Here is an 18177-nt window from a genome sequence, read left to right on the forward strand (position 1 = left end):
AAAAAAGAGCTGCGCAACAGCATTTTATATTTTAGAGAAAACTTGGTTATTGCACCCGAATAAAGCAGAGAAATTATACTGGAATAACTACACATTCGCGGCCAGTTTTACGTGACCACTACAATACCTTGTTCCACATATTTTGCCGTTTTGCAAAAGAAAAAAATTCATAAGGATGCCAGCACTTCGGGATCAAGTCGAGCTCTTCATGCCGCTCTTCAAAGTTGCTCCAGAGTTTACTCAGTATTCCTTTGAGTCTTTCAGGGCTAATCTTCGTCAATTTTTTTCGTGCATCCGCGAAATATAAGTTATTAACCGGCGCTATATTAAGATCCCCGCCTGATGAGATGAAAACCTGGTTTCTCGTGGCAATACGGCAGATAGGACTGTATGGTTCTTGAGGATAGAGTGTATTTACTATGGCGAACTCGTACCTCTCTAAATCATATCCCTTCGAGTTTTTAGGGATATAAGCAATGCCGTAACCTTGAGGAAAGATACCGGTAATTTTGAGCAGGGTCTCTACCACCTGCTTGTTAATGGATCCTCCTTCTACGCCTTTATTTAGCACTTGAAATACTTTAGGCAGGGAGGCATAAGTAAAATTTCGTTTGGTGGACAGGACCACTGAAGTGTAAATTTGAGGGACCTTAATCAGGTTACCAATGCCCTGTTTAGGATTGAGAGAGCTTTTCAACAACAAGCGGATAAAGGCAAGTTTTTCTTTTTCCTTCTGGTTAAATATTTCTCTTTCGGCTTTTGAGCCTCCAATATATTTATCAAGCCCCAAACCATCCGTTAGATAGTTTAACGTTTGCTGATAATTGCATTTTAACAAGTCTAGCCTTTCATCAGCACTTAATACTCTGAATTCATCTGCATCACCCGACTCTCCTTTCAATATCTGTTGTGCAGCAGGATGGCAAAGACCCACATCATGTAATAAAGAAGTCATTAATAAAGGGATTTGTACTTCCGCACCAAAGGAGAGGAGTTCTTCAGTATCGTCCGGCAAAATCCATTTAAGGATATACTCATTGGCTATTTTGTTATCTTCGAGTAGTTGATCAAGCAGTTTCAGACTGAGTACGGCTTGGTATAAGTGCTGACTTTGCTGATTGTACTGCAAGGCAGGATTTATTCCTTCAGGCGCCCTTAACGATAGAGTACCGAGTAACTTAGCAATTTTTTTATCTGTGTCATCCCTGTTTTGACCAATACAGAAAGATAAAATTTCATCGCATATACTTTTTAGTTTACGCAAGCGAGACAGCCGTTCTTCATCCTGTTGAGATTCAAACACCTTAATTTTTTTAAGGTTCTGTTCCACCTTAGATTTCAGTTTTTTGACGTTTTCTGATTTGCGGTTAGCAGATAAATTCTGCTGTGCAGTCGTTAAGTCCTGGTGCAGTGCAGCTAAACTTTCTTCTATCTCTGGTAATTGGGCAAAATAAGCTGCTGCTTCTTCGTATACAGAATCTTTTAGCGGTGATGATGTGTGAATTTTTTTAACAATATTGCTAATAGCTTTAGTACTTGACGATTCACTTGCCGAATTTTTTTTCATGTAATAACTTACCGTTATAGTTGATGAAACTCATTTTATAGCTTAGCATTTTTTTTCCAAAGGACCATTTGTGTAAAGTATATCGACGCAATATATACTCAATTTATGCACCTGATAATTTTTTATAATAGCCCTGCGTATTGATACATCAGATTGATTTAGATAAAAAAGTAAGCTGTCATTATATCCATCAATCTAAATTTTTATGGCGCTTTGAAGTGGTTAAGTAAGTCTAGCCACGGTTTTAGAAGAATCAAAAAAATTCTAAATCGCAATGTGCCGCCTTCCCCTTAGAAAGCAAATTCACAAAGGCCTTCTGTTTTTTCCATATCAAGAAACAAAAGCAGCTGATTTAACTCGTCGCTTTTGGTCGAACTACGAAATAGAAAAACGTTTTTTAAACTATAGAAAATAAGCATTACTGAATAAATTTTGAGTAAACTGCTGGTTAATCAGGCATTTAAAAGTGAAATTGTAAGTAATAGTTGATTTCCATATCGTTATACATATAATCTTTCCATCAAGTCGTTACGCGGCAATTGATAACAGTGACAATGGTAGGCTTCTTGGTTCCTCGCATTGATAACTTATTAACCTGGTCAGAGCCGGAAGGCAGCAGCCATAGTAGGTGATTCAAGTGCCGAGGGTTTGCTGGGGAGTCTGCCACCCACACTCTATTCTAATCATCATCCAATCTCAGCATTTTTTTTACGTACAATACCCACCGATTTTTGGTTATCTTGTTAAAATATTTCGCATCATATGAAATGCTAATGAACGACGCCTTTACGAATGCGCTATTCGTCTTCTCTAAATATCATATATAGCCCCATGCTTGTCACTGCTATGCTCGCTTCATGCCCTGTTCGTGTTTCCACTGCAAATACGAAATAATTTCCTCTTATGAGGCGCTGTACATTAAAAATACTGTGTCGGAAAATTTTACATTTTATAGTATCTAGACAATTAAAAAAACGTAACAACCAAATAAAACAACAGGTTACATGTCGTGGCATATTCTATGCTTAGTTTGTTCATACGCATCAGGACATGCCGAACTGGAATTTCAATTTATTCTGTATTGCCATAACGATGCGCTGAACGCAAATACGATTTTTTATAAAATAGAGGCAAACATTATGATAATAAAAAAAATAGTTGGGTTATTGATTATCTCTGTATTTGCTATGTCAGCAAATGCTTCAGTTATTAGAACGCTTATTTCGGAGGATGCGCCGGGTACAAATGGGTCATGGTCTTTCGGTACCATATTTACAGTTGGAACAAACAATCTTAATGTAACATCATTAGGTGCATATGATTATTTAGGTGATGGTTTTAGAAGTGGGTCAATAAAAGTTGGAATTTTTGATGAGGTTTTAGGGACGTTACTGGTTTCAACCAATGTCCAGTCAAGTGACCCTCTTCTTGATTCATACCGTTATTCCGCAGTCAACTTAGCTCTTTTAGCTGGGCAGCAGTATAGATTGGTAGGTGTAAGCGGCAGCGATAATTACATTCAAGGAAACGGTACCTGGACTTTCTCAAGTGATGTTGTTTTTGATGGCTATGGTTACTGTTCAGGCACATCTATCCAGCAATGTAATTCGTATACGGAAGGCGATTACGGCATGGCAAATATGCAGTATGATACAGCAAATGTCCCAGCACCAGCCTCAATTGCATTACTTGGACTTGCATTAGCAGGATTGGGTTTTTCAAGGAGAAAAAAAAGCACTTAATCAATTAATTGATTACACAAGTATAATATCAAAGCCTCACATTAACCGGGGCTTTTTTATGGCTATTTCTGAGTTAGCTGTTGCGGTGTTCGCCCAACAGCTTCAAATAAGTAAATATCTGGTGTCATTTCCATACGATAACGTTCTAGCATTCGACGCCCCAAAAGTATGCTTTGCTGTCTCATAGGCCTCTACAATCACTTCTTCATGCAAGGCTTGATGAGTCTTAGCTAAGGTGATAAATCGATGATGCTTCATAAAGGCTGTATTATTTTCAATACCACAAAATACAGCCACTTGCCTAATGCTCAAACCATCAATTAAAGCTGGGGCGTTAATACAGTATATTCCAAACTCTAATTATAAGGATAGATAGGTCTTTACGTTTGCTCATGGGAGAGCGAGCTTAAATGGCTAGTCGCAACAGAATAATAGTGCAAAAGTTATAAGTCGGTTCGTGTCCCTTTGTGACTTATAAAAAGCAAAATGCGCCCCATTGACATTGAGACACTATATCAATTTATGCTTTTCATCCTATGACAGCTTATACTTTATAAGTGGCAACTTATGCTTTATTCAAAAAAATGCACTGTCATTTCTAGTTATTTAAAAAACGAATCCATATCAATTACCCCTCTTGTTTAGCTCAACATTAACAATAATTAATGTTTGCAACAGCTTTAGTTAACCCAATCCACTTTATTCTTAACGCGAATTTTTAAAAGTGTAATTTGGTTTAACTAATTGAGGACGTGTTATGAGTGTATTAGGTTACATGCAGAAAGTGGGTAAGGCGCTGATGGTTCCAGTTGCTACACTACCTGCAGCTGCAATATTAATGGGTGTTGGATACTGGATGGATCCCGTCGGCTGGGGCTCTGAAAGTATTCTGGCGGCCTTTTTAATTAAATCCGGCGGTGCAATTATTGATAATATGGCTTTGTTATTTGCCATCGGTGTTGCATTTGGTTTAAGTAAAGATAAAAGCGGTAACGCGGCACTTTCTGGTTTTGTTGCATTTATGGTATTAACAACACTGCTTTCACCAGCATCCGTTGCGCAGTTGGAAGGTATTGATATAAGCGAAGTGCCGGCAGCGTTTGGACGCATTAATAACCAGTTTGTGGGTATTCTGGTGGGTATTATTTCTGCTGAAATTTATAATAAATACTCAGCAGTTGAGCTGCCGAAAGCATTAGCTTTCTTTAGCGGTAAACGTTTAGTTCCTATTTTAACCTCTGTAGCAGGCATGCTTTTAGCCTTTGTGTTTTTATACATATGGCCGCTTGTATTTGAAGGCTTAAGCGTATTTGGTCAATACCTGCAGTCTTTAGACGCCGTTGGTGCGGGTCTGTTTGGTTTCTTTAACCGCTTAATGTTAAGTGTCGGCATGCACCACGCTTTATACCCGGTATTCTGGTTTGATGTAGTAGGCATTAACGATATTCCTAACTTCTTAGGTGGCGCACAGTCAATTGCTGACGGTACTGCAGTGATTGGTAAAACGGGTATGTATCAAGCCGGTTTCTTCCCGATTATGATGTTTGGTCTACCTGGTGCTGCACTTGCTATGTACCACTGTGCAGAGCCTCGCAACAAAGATAAAGTTTTCTCTATTATGATAGCGGCTGCAATGGCTTCATTCTTTACCGGTATCACAGAGCCGCTTGAATTCAGCTTTATGTTCTTAGCACCGGTGCTGTATTTACTTCACGCAGTGTTAACCGGTATCTCTTTATACATAGCAGCAAGCATGGAATGGATGGCCGGCTTTGGCTTCTCGGCAGGTTTTGTAGACTTTGTATTATCCAGCCAGAATCCACTAGCGACTAAATGGTATATGTTAATCGCTCAAGGTTTAGTGTTCTTTGCTCTTTATTACACACTATTCCGCTTTGCGATTACCAAGTTTGATTTTAAAACACCAGGTCGTGGTGAAGATATGAATAATGATAACGGCAAAGAGGTAAACATTAACGAATTAACACATGCATACATTGCCGGCATTGGCGGTGCTGATAATATTCTTGAAGTAGATAACTGTATTACTCGGTTACGTTTAACAGTGAAAGACTCATCAAAAGCTGATGCGGCCGCATTAAAAGCAATTGGAGCTGCCGGTGTGGTTGTTATGGGTAAAGATGGTTTACAGGTAATTATCGGTCTCGGTAAAGTTGATAAAGTCGCAGCTGAGATGAAAAATATTCTTAATGTATAGCGGTTAATTTTATAAAGCATAACTCAAGAGCCTTAACCTGTTACAGTCAGGGCTCTTTATGATGTGTTTTGTGATAATTTCACATCGAATAAAGTAGCTCTCCGCTATTTATGGTGACCCTTATTTTAATAAAGGTCACCTTTTTTATTTTCCCCGCTTTTTGTTACACTGACCGCTTCATTCATAGAGATAATTAAATGAAAATACTAGTTGTTGAAGATGATCAAACTACCCGTGAATTTGTAATTAAAGCGCTGGAGCAGCAGGGTTTTGTGGCCGACGGGGCTGAGGACGGCAAAGAAGCACTGATTATGATTATCAGCTGTGAATACCAGCTAATTATCTTAGACCGCATGCTGCCGGGTTTAAACGGCTTAAAGGTATTATCTGCCATGCGCGCGGCCGGCGTTGATACCCCGGTGCTGATTTTAAGTGCCATGGATAGTGTTGAACAGCGGGTAGAGGGTTTAAATGCAGGCAGTGATGATTACCTTACAAAACCTTTTTCACTGGCTGAATTACTCGCGCGGGTAAATATTATTCTACGGCGAAACCGCCCTATCTCAGAAAATAATGAGATTGTTATCGGCAGCCTCTCTGTGAACCTGCTGTCACATAAAGTTTTTTTAAATAATCAAGCGATCACTCTACAGAATAAAGAGTTTATCTTATTAAGCTATTTAATGAAAAATGCCGGGGAAGTGATCTCCCGCATGCGTCTTTTTGAAGCGGTTTGGGATTATCATTTTGACCCTAAAACCAATGTCATTGATGTACATATCGCTAAATTACGTAAAAAATTAGAGGTTGATGGTCAGCCCTCCCCTATCGAAACCGTACGAGGCGCGGGTTATGTCATTCGCCAACCCTAATGAACTGTACCGTTCATCAATATTAAAGCTGCTTATCGGCTTTGCCGCAGCATTGTTTCTTATGATGAGCTTATTGATATATCAGCTCTACGCTACCTCGGTGAAGCTATACAACAGTAACCTTGATGACTGGCTAAGAGAAGAGAGCGCTCAACTTCTAGCGTTAGATAAAAAAGGCGGTTATCAGGCAGTACAGGGGAGTATTAACAACCTTAATAATGAGACCCGCTTTATCTACAAAATAGTCACGCCGGCAAAAAAAAAAGCGGCTGGACGCCCCGCCAATATGTACCCTGTGATTGCTCAGATTGATGCTGGCAGTGAGTATCAAATAGGCAGGTATACCCATAACCCGGCGATGCACGCTACCACAATACAACTTACCGACGGTCGTAAGTTATTAATTGGAATAGAAAAAGAGCGTTATAAAGAGTTTAAAACTAAACTAAATATCTCATTAGGCTGGGGGTTGTTATATCCTTTTCTTGCACTGCTGGTCATTGCAGCCTGGATTGCAGTACATGTCTTGAAACGCTTAAACCTAGTGAATGTAACCATGAACCGGGTAATGAGTGGTGAACGGGGAGTACGTTTATCCGTCGGCTCTGCAATGGATGAATTTGATCTGTTAGCGGTACACCTTAACCGTATGCTTGAGCAGATGGAAAAGAGTGAGTCACGTTTAAAGTCATTAACGGTAGATATTGCCCATGACCTGCGGACTCCGATGGGACGAATTAAATTACGCATTGAAGAGCTGCTGCAAAGCGGACAGTTTAATGAGCACAATGAAAATGAGTTAGAGAACATCCAGCAGGATTTTGCACTGTTATTAGATACTTTTAACGGCATGATGGAGCTGTACAACCTGGAAACAGGCCGTATGCCTATCACTAAAAAACGCTGTAATTTAAGTAAAATTGTCCATGATGTCATGGACTTCACAGAGCCCTTAGCTGCCGATAAAAATCAGAAAATTTATCTTACGATAGAAATGCCCTGCTTTTTACAGGCAAACCCGAGTTTATTATTCAGAGCCGTATTTAATGTATTAGATAATGCGATTAAATATACACCTGTTGATGGTGTTATTGAGATTATTATTGACTGTTTCGGCCTAGTTATAGCCGATAACGGCAGGGGAATAAAACCTGAAGATAGAGAGCGCGCATTAGATCAGTTAGTGCGTCTGGATCCGAGTCGTTCGGTTCATGGTTTTGGTTTGGGGCTGGCTTTAGTTAACACCGTGATGAAAACTCACAATGGTCAAATAAGCCTAAGTGATAATTACCCGGGGTTGAGAGTGCGTCTGCTGTTTAACGATTTAGTTGATAATTAACTTATAACGCGGATTAACCAGTACAAATCTAGACTGCGATAACTGTTTTACAGCCTAAAGATGATTACCTGCCGCCAGTAATGCTTTTTGATTAATTAACGGACTGCTTATAATCAGGATATTGCCATTGTTATCTTTCACCCTAAAATCCCGGCAGCCGTAATCACGATCAGAAATGTCACCGACAAACTCTATTTTTTTATCTTGATACTCCTGGTAAACCGCATCTACATCCGCCACAAACAGCAGACAAACCCCGGTGCCTGCTGACTGTTTACGCCCTTCACCAAACTCAATAACCGCCATGCCTCGAGCTACTACACCATAAGGTGGATCTTTCCAGAGTGTTTCAATATCAAAACCGAGCTGCTGCTGATAAAACCGAGCAGTATCAACAACACTGTTAACGGGTAATATCGGCGTTGCCCCCAAAAACAATTCATTCACCTGCTCATTGTGTTTCTGCAGTCTGCTGACGGGAACCAGCAGGCTGGCTGCAATACATTTTAATGACTCCAAACCCGCGTTTTGTCCCCGCTCTATACGCTGTATAGTACGCACACTCAGACCGCTAAACTCAGCTAGCTGCTCCTGAGACCAGCCGTTTTCTAAACGTAACTGCTTAATCATTATTTTCTCCGTCATTTTGTTACTTAGATAATCTCATAAGTAATGAAATTTGATAACGACAGAAACATGACAATAGATTAAAAAAGCCAAATATCATCTTCTGCATTTATTAATAAGTCAGCAGCCTCTAGGTTTATTATATTTTCACGATTTCTTGACGAAAGTACGAAAAATGGCTGATAGTTGAATGGGTGAATGGGAAGCTTACAGGAGCATGGATCTGTGAAAATTATCAATATTGTATTCGTATGTCATATTTCCTGCTCCAGTCTCTTTATTCCCCCGGGATTTGCGGACGAAGCAGAACCAGAGTTTGTCATTAATATCGGACGGCAGCAGGGCTCGTTTGTCGCTCTTGTCTACGAACGGGTGTATTCAACCCTCCTGCCCAGACTGGGACTCAAAGCAACGTTCAAATATCTGCCTTCGAAACGCTCCTTACGTGAAGCTAATTCGGGAATTACAGATGCCGATGCAGGGCGAATCGAAGGTATTGAAGAGAAAGATGTCGGCAGTAATCTGATTAGAATAGCTGAGCCGGTGTATGTTGATCATATATCGGTATTTGCCGTAAAACCGATAGAAATCAGTGGCCGCGGATGGGAAATATTTACCGATCTGTACCGTACACAGAGCATCATTCCTATTGCAGTTCAGGGAATAGTAACCATCAAAGTTCATATGCCGGAGGAGGTCTATCGCCATGCATGCCTGGTGAGGAACATTGACCTGGCACTGCATAACCTAAGAAACAAAAGTAACAATCATCTGAGAGATGTTTTAGTTCATTCCGAAAGCGCGACCAACGATGCGATAAAGAGACTGAATATTAGCGACGTCAAAAAAATTAAACAGCTTAACCAGCATACTCTCTATCCTGTTATTCATAAACAATGGAAACACCTCAGTGAACCGATGCTGGCAGAATTAAAAAAGATGAAAGCAAGCGGTGAGTATCAGGAGATTCTCTTACAGGTTGAGAATGAATTCTTTGTACAATAAGCGCTGAGACGGTTAAGCTCTCCATTAGAGATAAATCACCACAAAAATATAGGAAGCAGCAAATGAAATTTAAACAACTAACAGCGCTGACCTGCTGTTTTTACTTAAGCGGCTGTGCATATTTCTCCAGCCCGACATATTCGGTTGAAGAAGGCATAATTACTACCGCTGACGTAACCATTACTGCACTTGACAATTCCTATAAATTAACCAGCGGAGAGCGCTTTGAAATACCTCTGCAGTCTGGTATCGGAGGCCCTGTCGACGAACTGAAAAGCAGTGCGGGCAAGCTATTAACCGAGCATCAAGGCACAAAAGTCCGCGTCAGCCTTGCTGATAAAAACTTAGAATTGTATGGTTTATTAACCTTTTATGAGATCAACAACAGCGCAGACTGCAGAGGTTTGGCAACAACCAGCCACACCTTAATAATCCCCAAAAAAGTGATTAAGCAGGCATTAAGTGGTGAAACTGCGGTCGTGTATGATTATTACACCTGCGCAGGAACTGATACTGAAACCACTTCATGGGTCCTGTGGTTATCAAAAGAACCATTTTAGCCGCGTATTGCTAAAGTACTCAGCGGCTGTCCGAAGCAGCAAGTGTTAATGCAGACACAATAAGTGTCTGCTTCAGGCGGCTAAACCTGCAGCCCTAATGTTACTAATAATGATTTAAATTCATCATCAAGCGGCGCATGTATCTTCACTTTATGCCCGCTTACCGGATGCCTGAAAGCAAGATAAGCGGCATGAAGAAGCAGACGATGACTGGCAAATTCTTCCCTGAACATTTTATTATGCGGGCCGTCACCATGCGTTGTATCACCGATAATCGGATGGCACAGGTGTTTTAAATGACGGCGAAGCTGATGCCTTCTGCCTGTTTTCGGACTCAATTCCACCAGCGAATAACGTGACTGCGGATAAGGACGCACCGCTATCGGCAGTTCACATTGTGCGACGCCTTGATAGTAGGTGACAGCGGGCTGTGCTTCACTGTCCGGATCTGCATGTTTATCTGCAATTTTATCCAGTTTCTTTTTCAGCGCATAATCCAGCTTACCTTCGCCGATATGCCCTCTCACCACTGCTAAATAGCGTTTTTCTGTACTCTGCTGTGCAAACTGCTCCATCAGATCCGTGGCATAGGATTTATCTAGTAGAAACAGTAATACACCGGATGTTGCTCGGTCTAATCGATGTGCAGGGTAAACTTCCCGGCCAATCTGGTCGCGTAATTTCTGCACCGCGAACTCTGTTGCATGACTGTCCAGCCAACTGCGGTGCACTAATAAACCAGAAGGTTTATTAATGGCAATAAGCTGCTGATCTTGATAAATAATATCAAGATCCGGGCTTGTATTATTAATCGCTGAATCGGGTTCATTTAGCGGTTCATTATTTTCAGGCATCAAATTTCTCATTCATTAATCGTTCACTAGAGCCATTATCTCAGCTGCGGTAGATGCTCACAAATTAAAATAAACGCAGAACTGTGATAAAACGATGAAGACCGCCTGAAAACATTGATTTAGATCAACAAACTTTTATCAAGATGCGCCCCGATAAACCCACCAAACTCAGCAGCATATTCGTTACATGTAAGGCGTCTTTTGTAACAAATTCATCTACAGCACTACTAATTACTGGTGCAAATGTTAAATCCACCAAGGTGATAGTAAATTGATGTATTTAACATATACCTTTATGGGTAATTCCAGCCCCAGCAAACTATTGACCTAGATCAATTTTCATTCTAATTTGGACACAGTTTATTATTAATCTTAACCGAGAGGTCAACATGGAAAACTTCCAATTATCCCATCAAAAACCCAATAAAGTTTCAGAGTATATCGCTTACAAGATCACCCAGATTTTAAAGTTTATGCTCAATATTTTTTACGGTAGTAAATATGCAAAACGCGCCGTGATCCTAGAAACCATAGCTGCAGTACCCGGCATGGTGGCCGGTATGTTTAATCATCTAAAAGCACTGCGCCGTATGCGTGATGATCAAGGCTGGGTGCGGGAATTATTAGACGAAGCGGAAAATGAACGCATGCATTTAATGATCTTTTTAGATATTGCTAAACCCACCTGGATTGAACGCACCTTGGTATTATTAGGTCAGGGTGTATTTTTAGTGGTGTACAGTTTCTTATATCTTGTGTCGAGTAAAACGGCACACCGGGTAGTGGGTTACTTTGAAGAAGAAGCTTGTAAAAGTTACAGCGAATACCTGGAAAAAATTGACCAGGGTGTAGTAGAAAACACAGCAGCGCCGAGCATCGCAATTGACTATTATCAGTTAGCAAGTAATGCAAAATTAAGAGATGTGATACTGCGTATCCGTGAAGATGAAGCAGCCCATCGCGACCGCAACCATGAATTTGCAGACTCTTTTGAATCCGGTGTCCTACCGGCCCACCAGCAGTAATTGCTTTTACAGAGCCGTCTAAAGCGGCTCTATATTTTCTCAACAAAAGAGCTCACTGCTCTTTTGTTGAAGAAGAGTCACTTATCATGCACTCTTCGCTGTCTGCACACATATATGCCCGGCTCGAACAAAATGGAGTTAATGGTAAAGAGGAACTGACCGGCAGCTCATCTTGCTCATGCTCATCCTTACCTAAACGCTGCAGAATACGCTGCGCCCAGAACCAGGCCAACAAACCGAATATAACAGATCCCATCGCCTGGCCTGCCACTACCCCGACCGCGCCGTACCACTGCCCGCCAAAATAAACAAAGGGAATGGTTCCAAGGGTTGCTTTACCAATATTCATTAGCGTAGAAGTACTGGGGTAACCTAAGTTATTAAACGCGGCATTAGCGATAAACATAATACCGTTAAAGATAAAGGCGGCGCATAACCAGGTACAATAAAAACGGATCAATTCAGCGGCATCACCTTGTGCGCCAAAAATCAGGACCACTTGTTCCTGTAATAAATAAATCAGTAGTGCAAGCAGCGCAACGTAACCAGCAGTAAACTGTACCGCCCGTTTAACACTTAAGCGTACACGCTCATATAATTCAGCACCAAAGTTTTGTCCTATAATCGGCCCCACTGCCCCTGACATAGCGAATATCATTGCAAAAGCAACCGGTATTAATCGGCCGACAACAGCCCAGCCGGCTACATAACTATCACCAAAAGACGCAATCATCATGGTGACATACGCATTGCCTATCGGTGTTGCCACATTGGTGGTCATAGCAGGAATGGCTACTTTAAAAATTTCTTTTTGATCTGCTAACCACGGCTTATAGTGAAAGCGGCCGACTAAATGATGTTGAGTCATAACACCATGAAGCGCCACCCAGGCAACGGCACAACGCGCGACTACAGACGCAGCGGCAGCACCATGTAAACCCAGGCTGAAAGTAAAAATAAACAGAGGATCTAAAATCGCATTAACTCCGCCACCCGCTAAGGTTGAATACATTGCGCGTTTAGCATCACCAACCGAGCGAAGTGCAGCACCCGCACTCATGGCTATGCCTAAAACAGGTAACGAAGGAAGCAGGATGCGCAGATAGGTTACAGCGAGATCATGAGTTATACCTTTAGCACCAATCAGGCTAACCAGCTCAGGCGTAAAATACCACGCCACGGCAGCCACCACAGTACTGATAATCAGCCCGGTCACCAGCACATTAATCACCAGTCTGCGCGCTTTTTCACGGTCCTGCTGACCAATGGCTTTAGATACTAAAGCCGTCATCGAGATAGACAAACCAATAGAGATAGAAGTAGTAAAAAAAGCAATCGTGCCGGCATAACCAACAGCGGCCGCCAGTTCTGTTTCTCCAAGCAGACTGATGAAAAATAAATCTGCCAAGTCAACGAGAAACAGCGCGGTTAAACCAATCGCATTAGTTGATGACATGATAACTATGTGGCGGAAAATATTACCGCTGACAAACTTGCCTTTTGCCATATAAAAAATCCATTTTTTAAAAGAGTATATCAATGTAGCAGTCGGACCCAATTTAGTCATTAACATGCAGATGCTGCAGTATATTTTGTTATTACTCATAATAATGGATCTTATTTAATTCGACTTTTCTCGAATAATAGCTTGACGATAAAGTTGACCTGCCTTATATTTCGATCAATCCAGAAATAACGAAGAGGTTAAATAAATATTATGAGTCCTGAAATCTTAACTATGGCCAGAGAGACCCTAAACATGTTCGCTTTCTTAGCGACAGAATTAATTATTCTTTTTTTAGCCATCAGCTATCTTGTTGGTGTGCTGCAGGAGTTTATAACACCCGAAAAAATCCAGTCGATCCTGAGCTCACGCAAGGGAAAAGGCTATATCATAGCGGCGCTGCTGGGATCCATTACTCCATTTTGCTCCTGCTCAACTATTCCATTTCTAAAAGGACTGCTTAGAGCCAGGGCTGGATTTGGTCCTATGATGGTATTTTTATTCTCCAGCCCGCTGCTTAATCCCGTCATTATCGGCCTGTTTATCGTAACCTTCGGTATTAAAGTCGCCCTTTTCTACTTCCTTGTTGCCATCATTGTGGCAGTAACATCTGGTTTTGTGCTGGAAAAACTAGGGTTTGAAAGATATGTAAGACCTGAGGCCTATCAGGCAGTAGAAAGTTCAAGCGGCGCCACGTCATGCGGGACTGCAAAAGAACCAGCGGCTGCGTCTTGCAGCAGCGGACCAGAGCCGCTAAGCGCATCATGCAGTTCAGCCGCACCGGCTATGGCCGCGGCTGCATGCTGTGGCAGTGCTCCAGCAGCACCTTGCGGCGGCAGCGCCTCTGAAGTCAAAAAAGAAGATAACCGCTGGATGCGTATCTGGCTTTCAACCTGGAAAGATTTCAAACAGGTTTTTCCTTACTTATTAATAGGGATCACATTCGGTGCATTTATCTACGGCTTTATGCCGACAGATTTAATCGCTGAATATGCCGGCGAAGGTAAATGGTATGCTATTCCAATAGCGGCTGTTATCGGTATTCCATTATATATTCGAGCAGAAGCCGTTATCCCTCTCAGTGCGGCTCTGGTTGCTAAAGGCATGGCTTTAGGATCTGTAATGGCACTGATTATCGGCAGCGCCGGCGCCAGTTTGACCGAAGTTATCCTGTTGAAATCTATATTTAAAAACCAGATGATTATAGCATTTCTAACGGTGATCCTGGGTATGGCAGTTGCAGCCGGTTATCTTTACTCCTTTATATTCGGCTGATTAATCTGCAGATAAGGCCGGCGATTGCCGGCCTTACTTTTTATTATCGCCCAGCAAAATAACGCATAAGCATATTACTTATAGCTGTCAATAATCTTTTCAATTGTACCGTCTTGCTTCATTTTTCGGACTGCCATATTAATAGACTCCAGCAGCTCTGGCCGAGAGTTATGAATACGAATTTTTAGATCCGAACGATTGATAACCGGACCAATTTCGATTTCTGCGTATCGCTCTTTTAATACTTTGCTGTTTTTAAGCGCATAATAAAGTGCAGCTCGATCAATAATGCCTGCATCAGCTCGCTCCAGCGCCACCTTTTGTATTTGTGAAATGTTATCACTGCTGTCACTGCGTATAAAGAACTCACTGCCGACATAACCGTAACCTCGAACTGTTGATATTAATTTATCCTGCAGATCTTCAAGTTTATTAAATTCAAATGACTTACCAACAGGAAAAATCAGTACTTCTTCAACAGTCATTAATGTGTCTGTCCACAAAGAAACGTTAACCTGCTCTTCGGAGGCTCTCCAGGCTTCATTCACACAGCATTCTATCTGTGTATCTCCCTCTTTAAACCTTTTTTGTGCTCTTTTAGGCGGGCAAGGCTGATCTGCTGTTAATGATGATGCTGTACGTTGGTCAAGCTGAAGCATAATGTCATTCAGAATACCGCTGACATTCTTGGAATGAACTATCCAATAAGGGCTCCAGCTTTCATCTGTTATAGAGTACTTCGCTGATTGTGAAAAGGATGAAAGTGATAAGCTGAGCAATAAAGAAAACAAAACAAACTGCCTGCAAAGTTTAGTCATAAAGCGAACCTTCTCTATAGTGCTTTTCTATAGTTTAGACGTAAACGTCCTTTTATAGATTCTTCAGGCGCATAGGATGAATAAAAATTCTTCTTATTAGACTTACCTCTTTTATTTTCATCTCATCCTAAGTGGTAACGCTCTGAAATAAACAACTTACCCATTTCACTATGATCCGCTAATTTCCCCTTCCGAAAAATGAGACTACTCTCAATAGAGATCGCCATGTGGAGTTGAAAAGAATGAAAGCAGCCTTGTTCGTCTTGAGTTTTTTACTCTCACCTTTATGCTCAGCACTCGATCTAGATAAAATACAGCTGCCGCAGGGTTTTAGTATCGAGGTATATGTCGATAATATTGATAATGCCCGGCAGATGGCATTAGGCGACAAAGGTACTCTTTTTGTCGGCAGCCGCAGAGCCGGTAAGGTATATGCGGTGACTGACGTTAACGGCGAAAATCACGCCAGAAAAGTGTTTGAAATTGCAGCCGGATTGTTTATGCCGTCAGGACTCACATTTCATCAGGGTGACCTCTATGTTGCAGAAGTAGATAAGATCTGGCGCTATGCCGATATTGAAGCCGGCTTACCAGACGTTCCTGAACCTGAGCTTGTTTACGATAAATTGCCCGATAAGTCTCACCACGGCTGGAAATTCATTGCCTTTGGTCCGGACAATCAGCTTTACATTCCTATCGGTGCTCCCTGTAATATTTGTAAAAGTGATCCGCCTTTTGCCAGCATTATTAAAGTAGATCTGCACACAAAATTATCAACAGTAGTCGCTAAGGGAGTACGCAACAGTGTCGGCTTTGACTTTCACCCGCAAACCGGTGAACTGTGGTTTACTGACAACGGGCGCGACATGATGGGCGATGACCTGCCTGATGATGAACTTAACCATGTATCAAAACAGGCCCAGCATTTCGGCTTTCCTTATGTACATAATGACAATATCCTGGATCCCGAGTTTGGCATGGGCCGCAGGCCGCAGGACTACCGTAACCCTGCATTAAAACTTGGTGCTCATGTCGCTGCACTGGGCATGGAATTCTATAGCGGCAGTCAGTTTCCCGCTGAATACCAGGATAATATATTTATCGCCGAACACGGTTCCTGGAACCGCAGTTCCAAGGTCGGCTATCGAATAGTACGCGTTATACTAGAGAACAGTAAGGTGGTTGACTCACAGGTATTTGCATCAGGCTGGCTGCAGGGGGAAAGCAGCTGGGGACGCCCTGCTGCAGTATTGACAATGCCGGACGGCTCACTGCTTGTATCAGATGATGCTGCCGATGTCATTTATCGAATTAGTTATCGAGGGAAATAGAAAGCGATTTAGAACTGTAACGCAGGGCGAATTTTGAATACAAAAAACCAGTCCTAAGACTGGTTTCTACTTTAGTTTTAGATACTCAAGGATTTATTCCCCAGTGTCTGCAGTCTCCACTATAAAGCGCTCCTTTATTATCTCCGCCAAAGCGTTTAAACCACCTGCTTTGTTTACTTCCTTCATCGCAGCAGCGCCTCCAACCAGAAAAATATGGATCACCTTGTCTCAAGTCACGGCATACCGATTTTGCAGGGACGGCTTTTATCCCCCAAGACTCGCAGCTGCCTGTATAACGTATTTTTTCACCATTTCCTCCTCTTTTGATCCAGTAACTGTGTCCAACAGAGGTATCAAGATCACAGCAATAGGTCCAGCCGCTGTAATAAGGATCTGTTTCAACCAGGTTACGGCAGGCAGCACCAGCTTGTTGAGACAGCAAAAATCCAAAGGATACTATTAGAAGGACTTTTAGCGTACGTTTCAAATACTTCAATTCTTTCATTTAAATAACCCCTCTTATTCAGGAAGATACCAAAAGCTGCCATTGAAACTGGACTTGTAGAATTACTTTTTATCAACGACAGTAAACTGTATATATAGCCAAACGACTTGAATATGTAGGAATCAGCAAGTGGTTTGGCTATATTTATCTCCCTGTGAGAAATATGTCCGCTTCATTATTAATATAGACAGCCTGCAATGTTTTGCATTTATCCCACGTAAGTTGTTATAGCTAGTTAAAATTGGCCGCAGGAATAGAGTTATTAAAGAATATGCTAAACAGTTTTATGCTTCATAAAGCCTTAGAAAGCAGATCACCTAATTAAAGCTTGAAAGGAATCAGTTTTTGTTTACGCTAGATCAGCAGCTCGAGCATTTTTTCTTCCTGGCTTGGAAATTCATTACGCGGCCTTGGTTATCGATGGAGAATTCACAACACTCATTAAATAAACTGTGGAGTATCTTACGGCTTTTCTGCACTCTGGACTTAAGTGTTGAATATTTCATTCCTATCTTCTCGGCATACTCTTTCTGGGAGATACCATCAATTTCGACAGCAGTGAGTAAAGCAGCGTCTTCTCTAGGTAATTCATTGATAAACGGAACGACACACATTGATAACTGCTGCAGTACATTTTCTTCAGTATCGCTGTACCAAAGCTTATCTTGAGAGAGTTCAGCCCCTTTACCTCGCTGCCGGTAAAAATCAATAATAGTGTTATTGGCTACCTGAAATAACCAGGATTTAATCTTATTGCTGTCGTGTACAGTGGTTAGATTATGATAGGTTTTAATTAGAATCTCCTGCAGAAGGTCGTCGACATCATCTGAATTAGATATATTTTTGTGCAGAAATGCTTTGAGACTGGTTTGGTACTCAGAGCATATTTTTTCTATATTCATAACGATTCACTCCCAGAAGGGTTTCTCAATACT

The 18177-nt window shown here is 41.5% G+C and carries 16 protein-coding genes, 1 other RNA gene and 1 pseudogene; 10 read left to right on the forward strand and 8 right to left on the reverse strand.

Features of this window, described 5'->3' with window-relative positions; translation table 11 throughout:
• Positions 1-118: 118 nt before the first annotated feature.
• A complete protein-coding gene (locus G327_RS0100715) occupies positions 119-1567 on the reverse strand; it encodes a hypothetical protein (protein WP_019612843.1) in 1449 nt (482 codons plus the stop codon).
• A gap of 563 nt (positions 1568-2130) precedes the next feature.
• Between G327_RS0100715 and ffs the strand changes: the two genes are divergently transcribed.
• Positions 2131-2228: signal recognition particle sRNA small type (ffs, locus tag G327_RS26345), an RNA gene on the forward strand.
• Positions 2229-2706: 478 nt separating this feature from the next.
• On the forward strand, positions 2707-3309 hold the full coding sequence (locus tag G327_RS0100720; RefSeq protein WP_019612844.1) for a PEP-CTERM sorting domain-containing protein: 603 nt from the start codon (positions 2707-2709) through the stop codon (positions 3307-3309).
• 177 nt (positions 3310-3486) lie between these two features.
• Here G327_RS0100720 and G327_RS27260 read toward each other — a convergent pair.
• Positions 3487-3642: pseudogene (locus G327_RS27260) on the reverse strand (IS1595 family transposase); the annotation flags it as partial.
• Positions 3643-4066: 424 nt separating this feature from the next.
• Here G327_RS27260 and nagE point away from each other — a divergent pair.
• The 3 genes from nagE to G327_RS0100740 all read left to right on the forward strand — a co-directional run bounded on the left by nagE (position 4067) and on the right by G327_RS0100740 (position 7738).
• Positions 4067-5527, forward strand: coding sequence for an N-acetylglucosamine-specific PTS transporter subunit IIBC (gene nagE, locus G327_RS0100730; protein WP_019612846.1), 1461 nt, complete (start codon positions 4067-4069; stop codon positions 5525-5527).
• A 197-nt stretch (positions 5528-5724) separates the two neighbouring features.
• Positions 5725-6399, forward strand: a complete 675-nt coding sequence (locus G327_RS0100735) for a response regulator transcription factor (protein WP_019612847.1) — start codon at positions 5725-5727, stop codon at positions 6397-6399.
• Positions 6380-7738, forward strand: a complete 1359-nt coding sequence (locus G327_RS0100740) for a HAMP domain-containing sensor histidine kinase (protein WP_019612848.1) — start codon at positions 6380-6382, stop codon at positions 7736-7738. The genes G327_RS0100735 and G327_RS0100740 overlap by 20 nt, the downstream gene beginning before the upstream one ends.
• A 54-nt stretch (positions 7739-7792) precedes the next feature.
• Here the strand turns inward: G327_RS0100740 and G327_RS25845 are convergent, their stop codons facing one another.
• On the reverse strand, positions 7793-8368 hold the full coding sequence (locus tag G327_RS25845; RefSeq protein ID WP_019612849.1) for a helix-turn-helix domain-containing protein: 576 nt from the start codon (positions 8366-8368) through the stop codon (positions 7793-7795).
• Positions 8369-8590: 222 nt separating this feature from the next.
• Between G327_RS25845 and G327_RS0100750 the strand changes: the two genes are divergently transcribed.
• Positions 8591-9370, forward strand: a complete 780-nt coding sequence (locus tag G327_RS0100750; protein WP_019612850.1) for a hypothetical protein — start codon at positions 8591-8593, stop codon at positions 9368-9370.
• A 62-nt stretch (positions 9371-9432) separates the two neighbouring features.
• Positions 9433-9930: a hypothetical protein gene (locus G327_RS0100755; protein WP_019612851.1), complete on the forward strand. Its 498-nt coding sequence runs from the start codon at positions 9433-9435 to the stop codon at positions 9928-9930.
• Between the two features lie 80 nt (positions 9931-10010).
• Here the strand turns inward: G327_RS0100755 and truC are convergent, their stop codons facing one another.
• Positions 10011-10796, reverse strand: a complete 786-nt coding sequence (gene truC / locus G327_RS0100760; protein ID WP_245542662.1) for a tRNA pseudouridine(65) synthase TruC — start codon at positions 10794-10796, stop codon at positions 10011-10013.
• A gap of 377 nt (positions 10797-11173) precedes the next feature.
• Between truC and G327_RS0100765 the strand changes: the two genes are divergently transcribed.
• The gene (locus G327_RS0100765; RefSeq protein WP_019612853.1) at positions 11174-11809 is read left to right on the forward strand and encodes an alternative oxidase; all 636 of its coding nucleotides are present in this window, start codon (positions 11174-11176) and stop codon (positions 11807-11809) included.
• 52 nt (positions 11810-11861) lie between these two features.
• Here G327_RS0100765 and G327_RS0100770 read toward each other — a convergent pair whose 3' ends face one another.
• Positions 11862-13316 carry an MATE family efflux transporter gene (locus tag G327_RS0100770; RefSeq protein WP_033297679.1) on the reverse strand — a complete coding sequence of 485 codons (1455 nt, stop codon included), beginning with the start codon at positions 13314-13316 and terminating at the stop codon, positions 11862-11864.
• Positions 13317-13526: 210 nt separating this feature from the next.
• Here G327_RS0100770 and G327_RS0100775 point away from each other — a divergent pair, with 210 nt between their 5' ends.
• Positions 13527-14588 (forward strand): permease, encoded by a 1062-nt coding sequence (locus G327_RS0100775; RefSeq protein WP_019612855.1) that lies wholly within the window; start codon positions 13527-13529, stop codon positions 14586-14588.
• A gap of 74 nt (positions 14589-14662) precedes the next feature.
• Here G327_RS0100775 and G327_RS0100780 read toward each other — a convergent pair whose 3' ends face one another.
• Positions 14663-15406 (reverse strand): substrate-binding periplasmic protein, encoded by a 744-nt coding sequence (locus G327_RS0100780; protein ID WP_019612856.1) that lies wholly within the window; start codon positions 15404-15406, stop codon positions 14663-14665.
• 242 nt (positions 15407-15648) lie between these two features.
• On the opposite strand from G327_RS0100780, the gene G327_RS0100785 reads away from it, so the two are divergent.
• Complete coding sequence (locus G327_RS0100785) at positions 15649-16737, forward strand: PQQ-dependent sugar dehydrogenase (protein WP_019612857.1); 1089 nt, start codon at positions 15649-15651, stop codon at positions 16735-16737.
• An 85-nt stretch (positions 16738-16822) separates the two neighbouring features.
• Here G327_RS0100785 and G327_RS0100790 read toward each other — a convergent pair whose 3' ends face one another.
• Positions 16823-17242 (reverse strand): hypothetical protein, encoded by a 420-nt coding sequence (locus G327_RS0100790; protein ID WP_019612858.1) that lies wholly within the window; start codon positions 17240-17242, stop codon positions 16823-16825.
• Positions 17243-17601: 359 nt separating this feature from the next.
• Positions 17602-18144: an RNA polymerase sigma factor SigZ gene (gene sigZ, locus G327_RS0100795; protein WP_019612859.1), complete on the reverse strand. Its 543-nt coding sequence runs from the start codon at positions 18142-18144 to the stop codon at positions 17602-17604.
• Positions 18145-18177 lie beyond the last annotated feature (33 nt).

This window comes from Psychromonas ossibalaenae ATCC BAA-1528 (genome assembly GCF_000381745.1).
In the GTDB taxonomy this organism is placed as follows: Bacteria; Pseudomonadota; Gammaproteobacteria; order Enterobacterales; family Psychromonadaceae; genus Psychromonas; species Psychromonas ossibalaenae.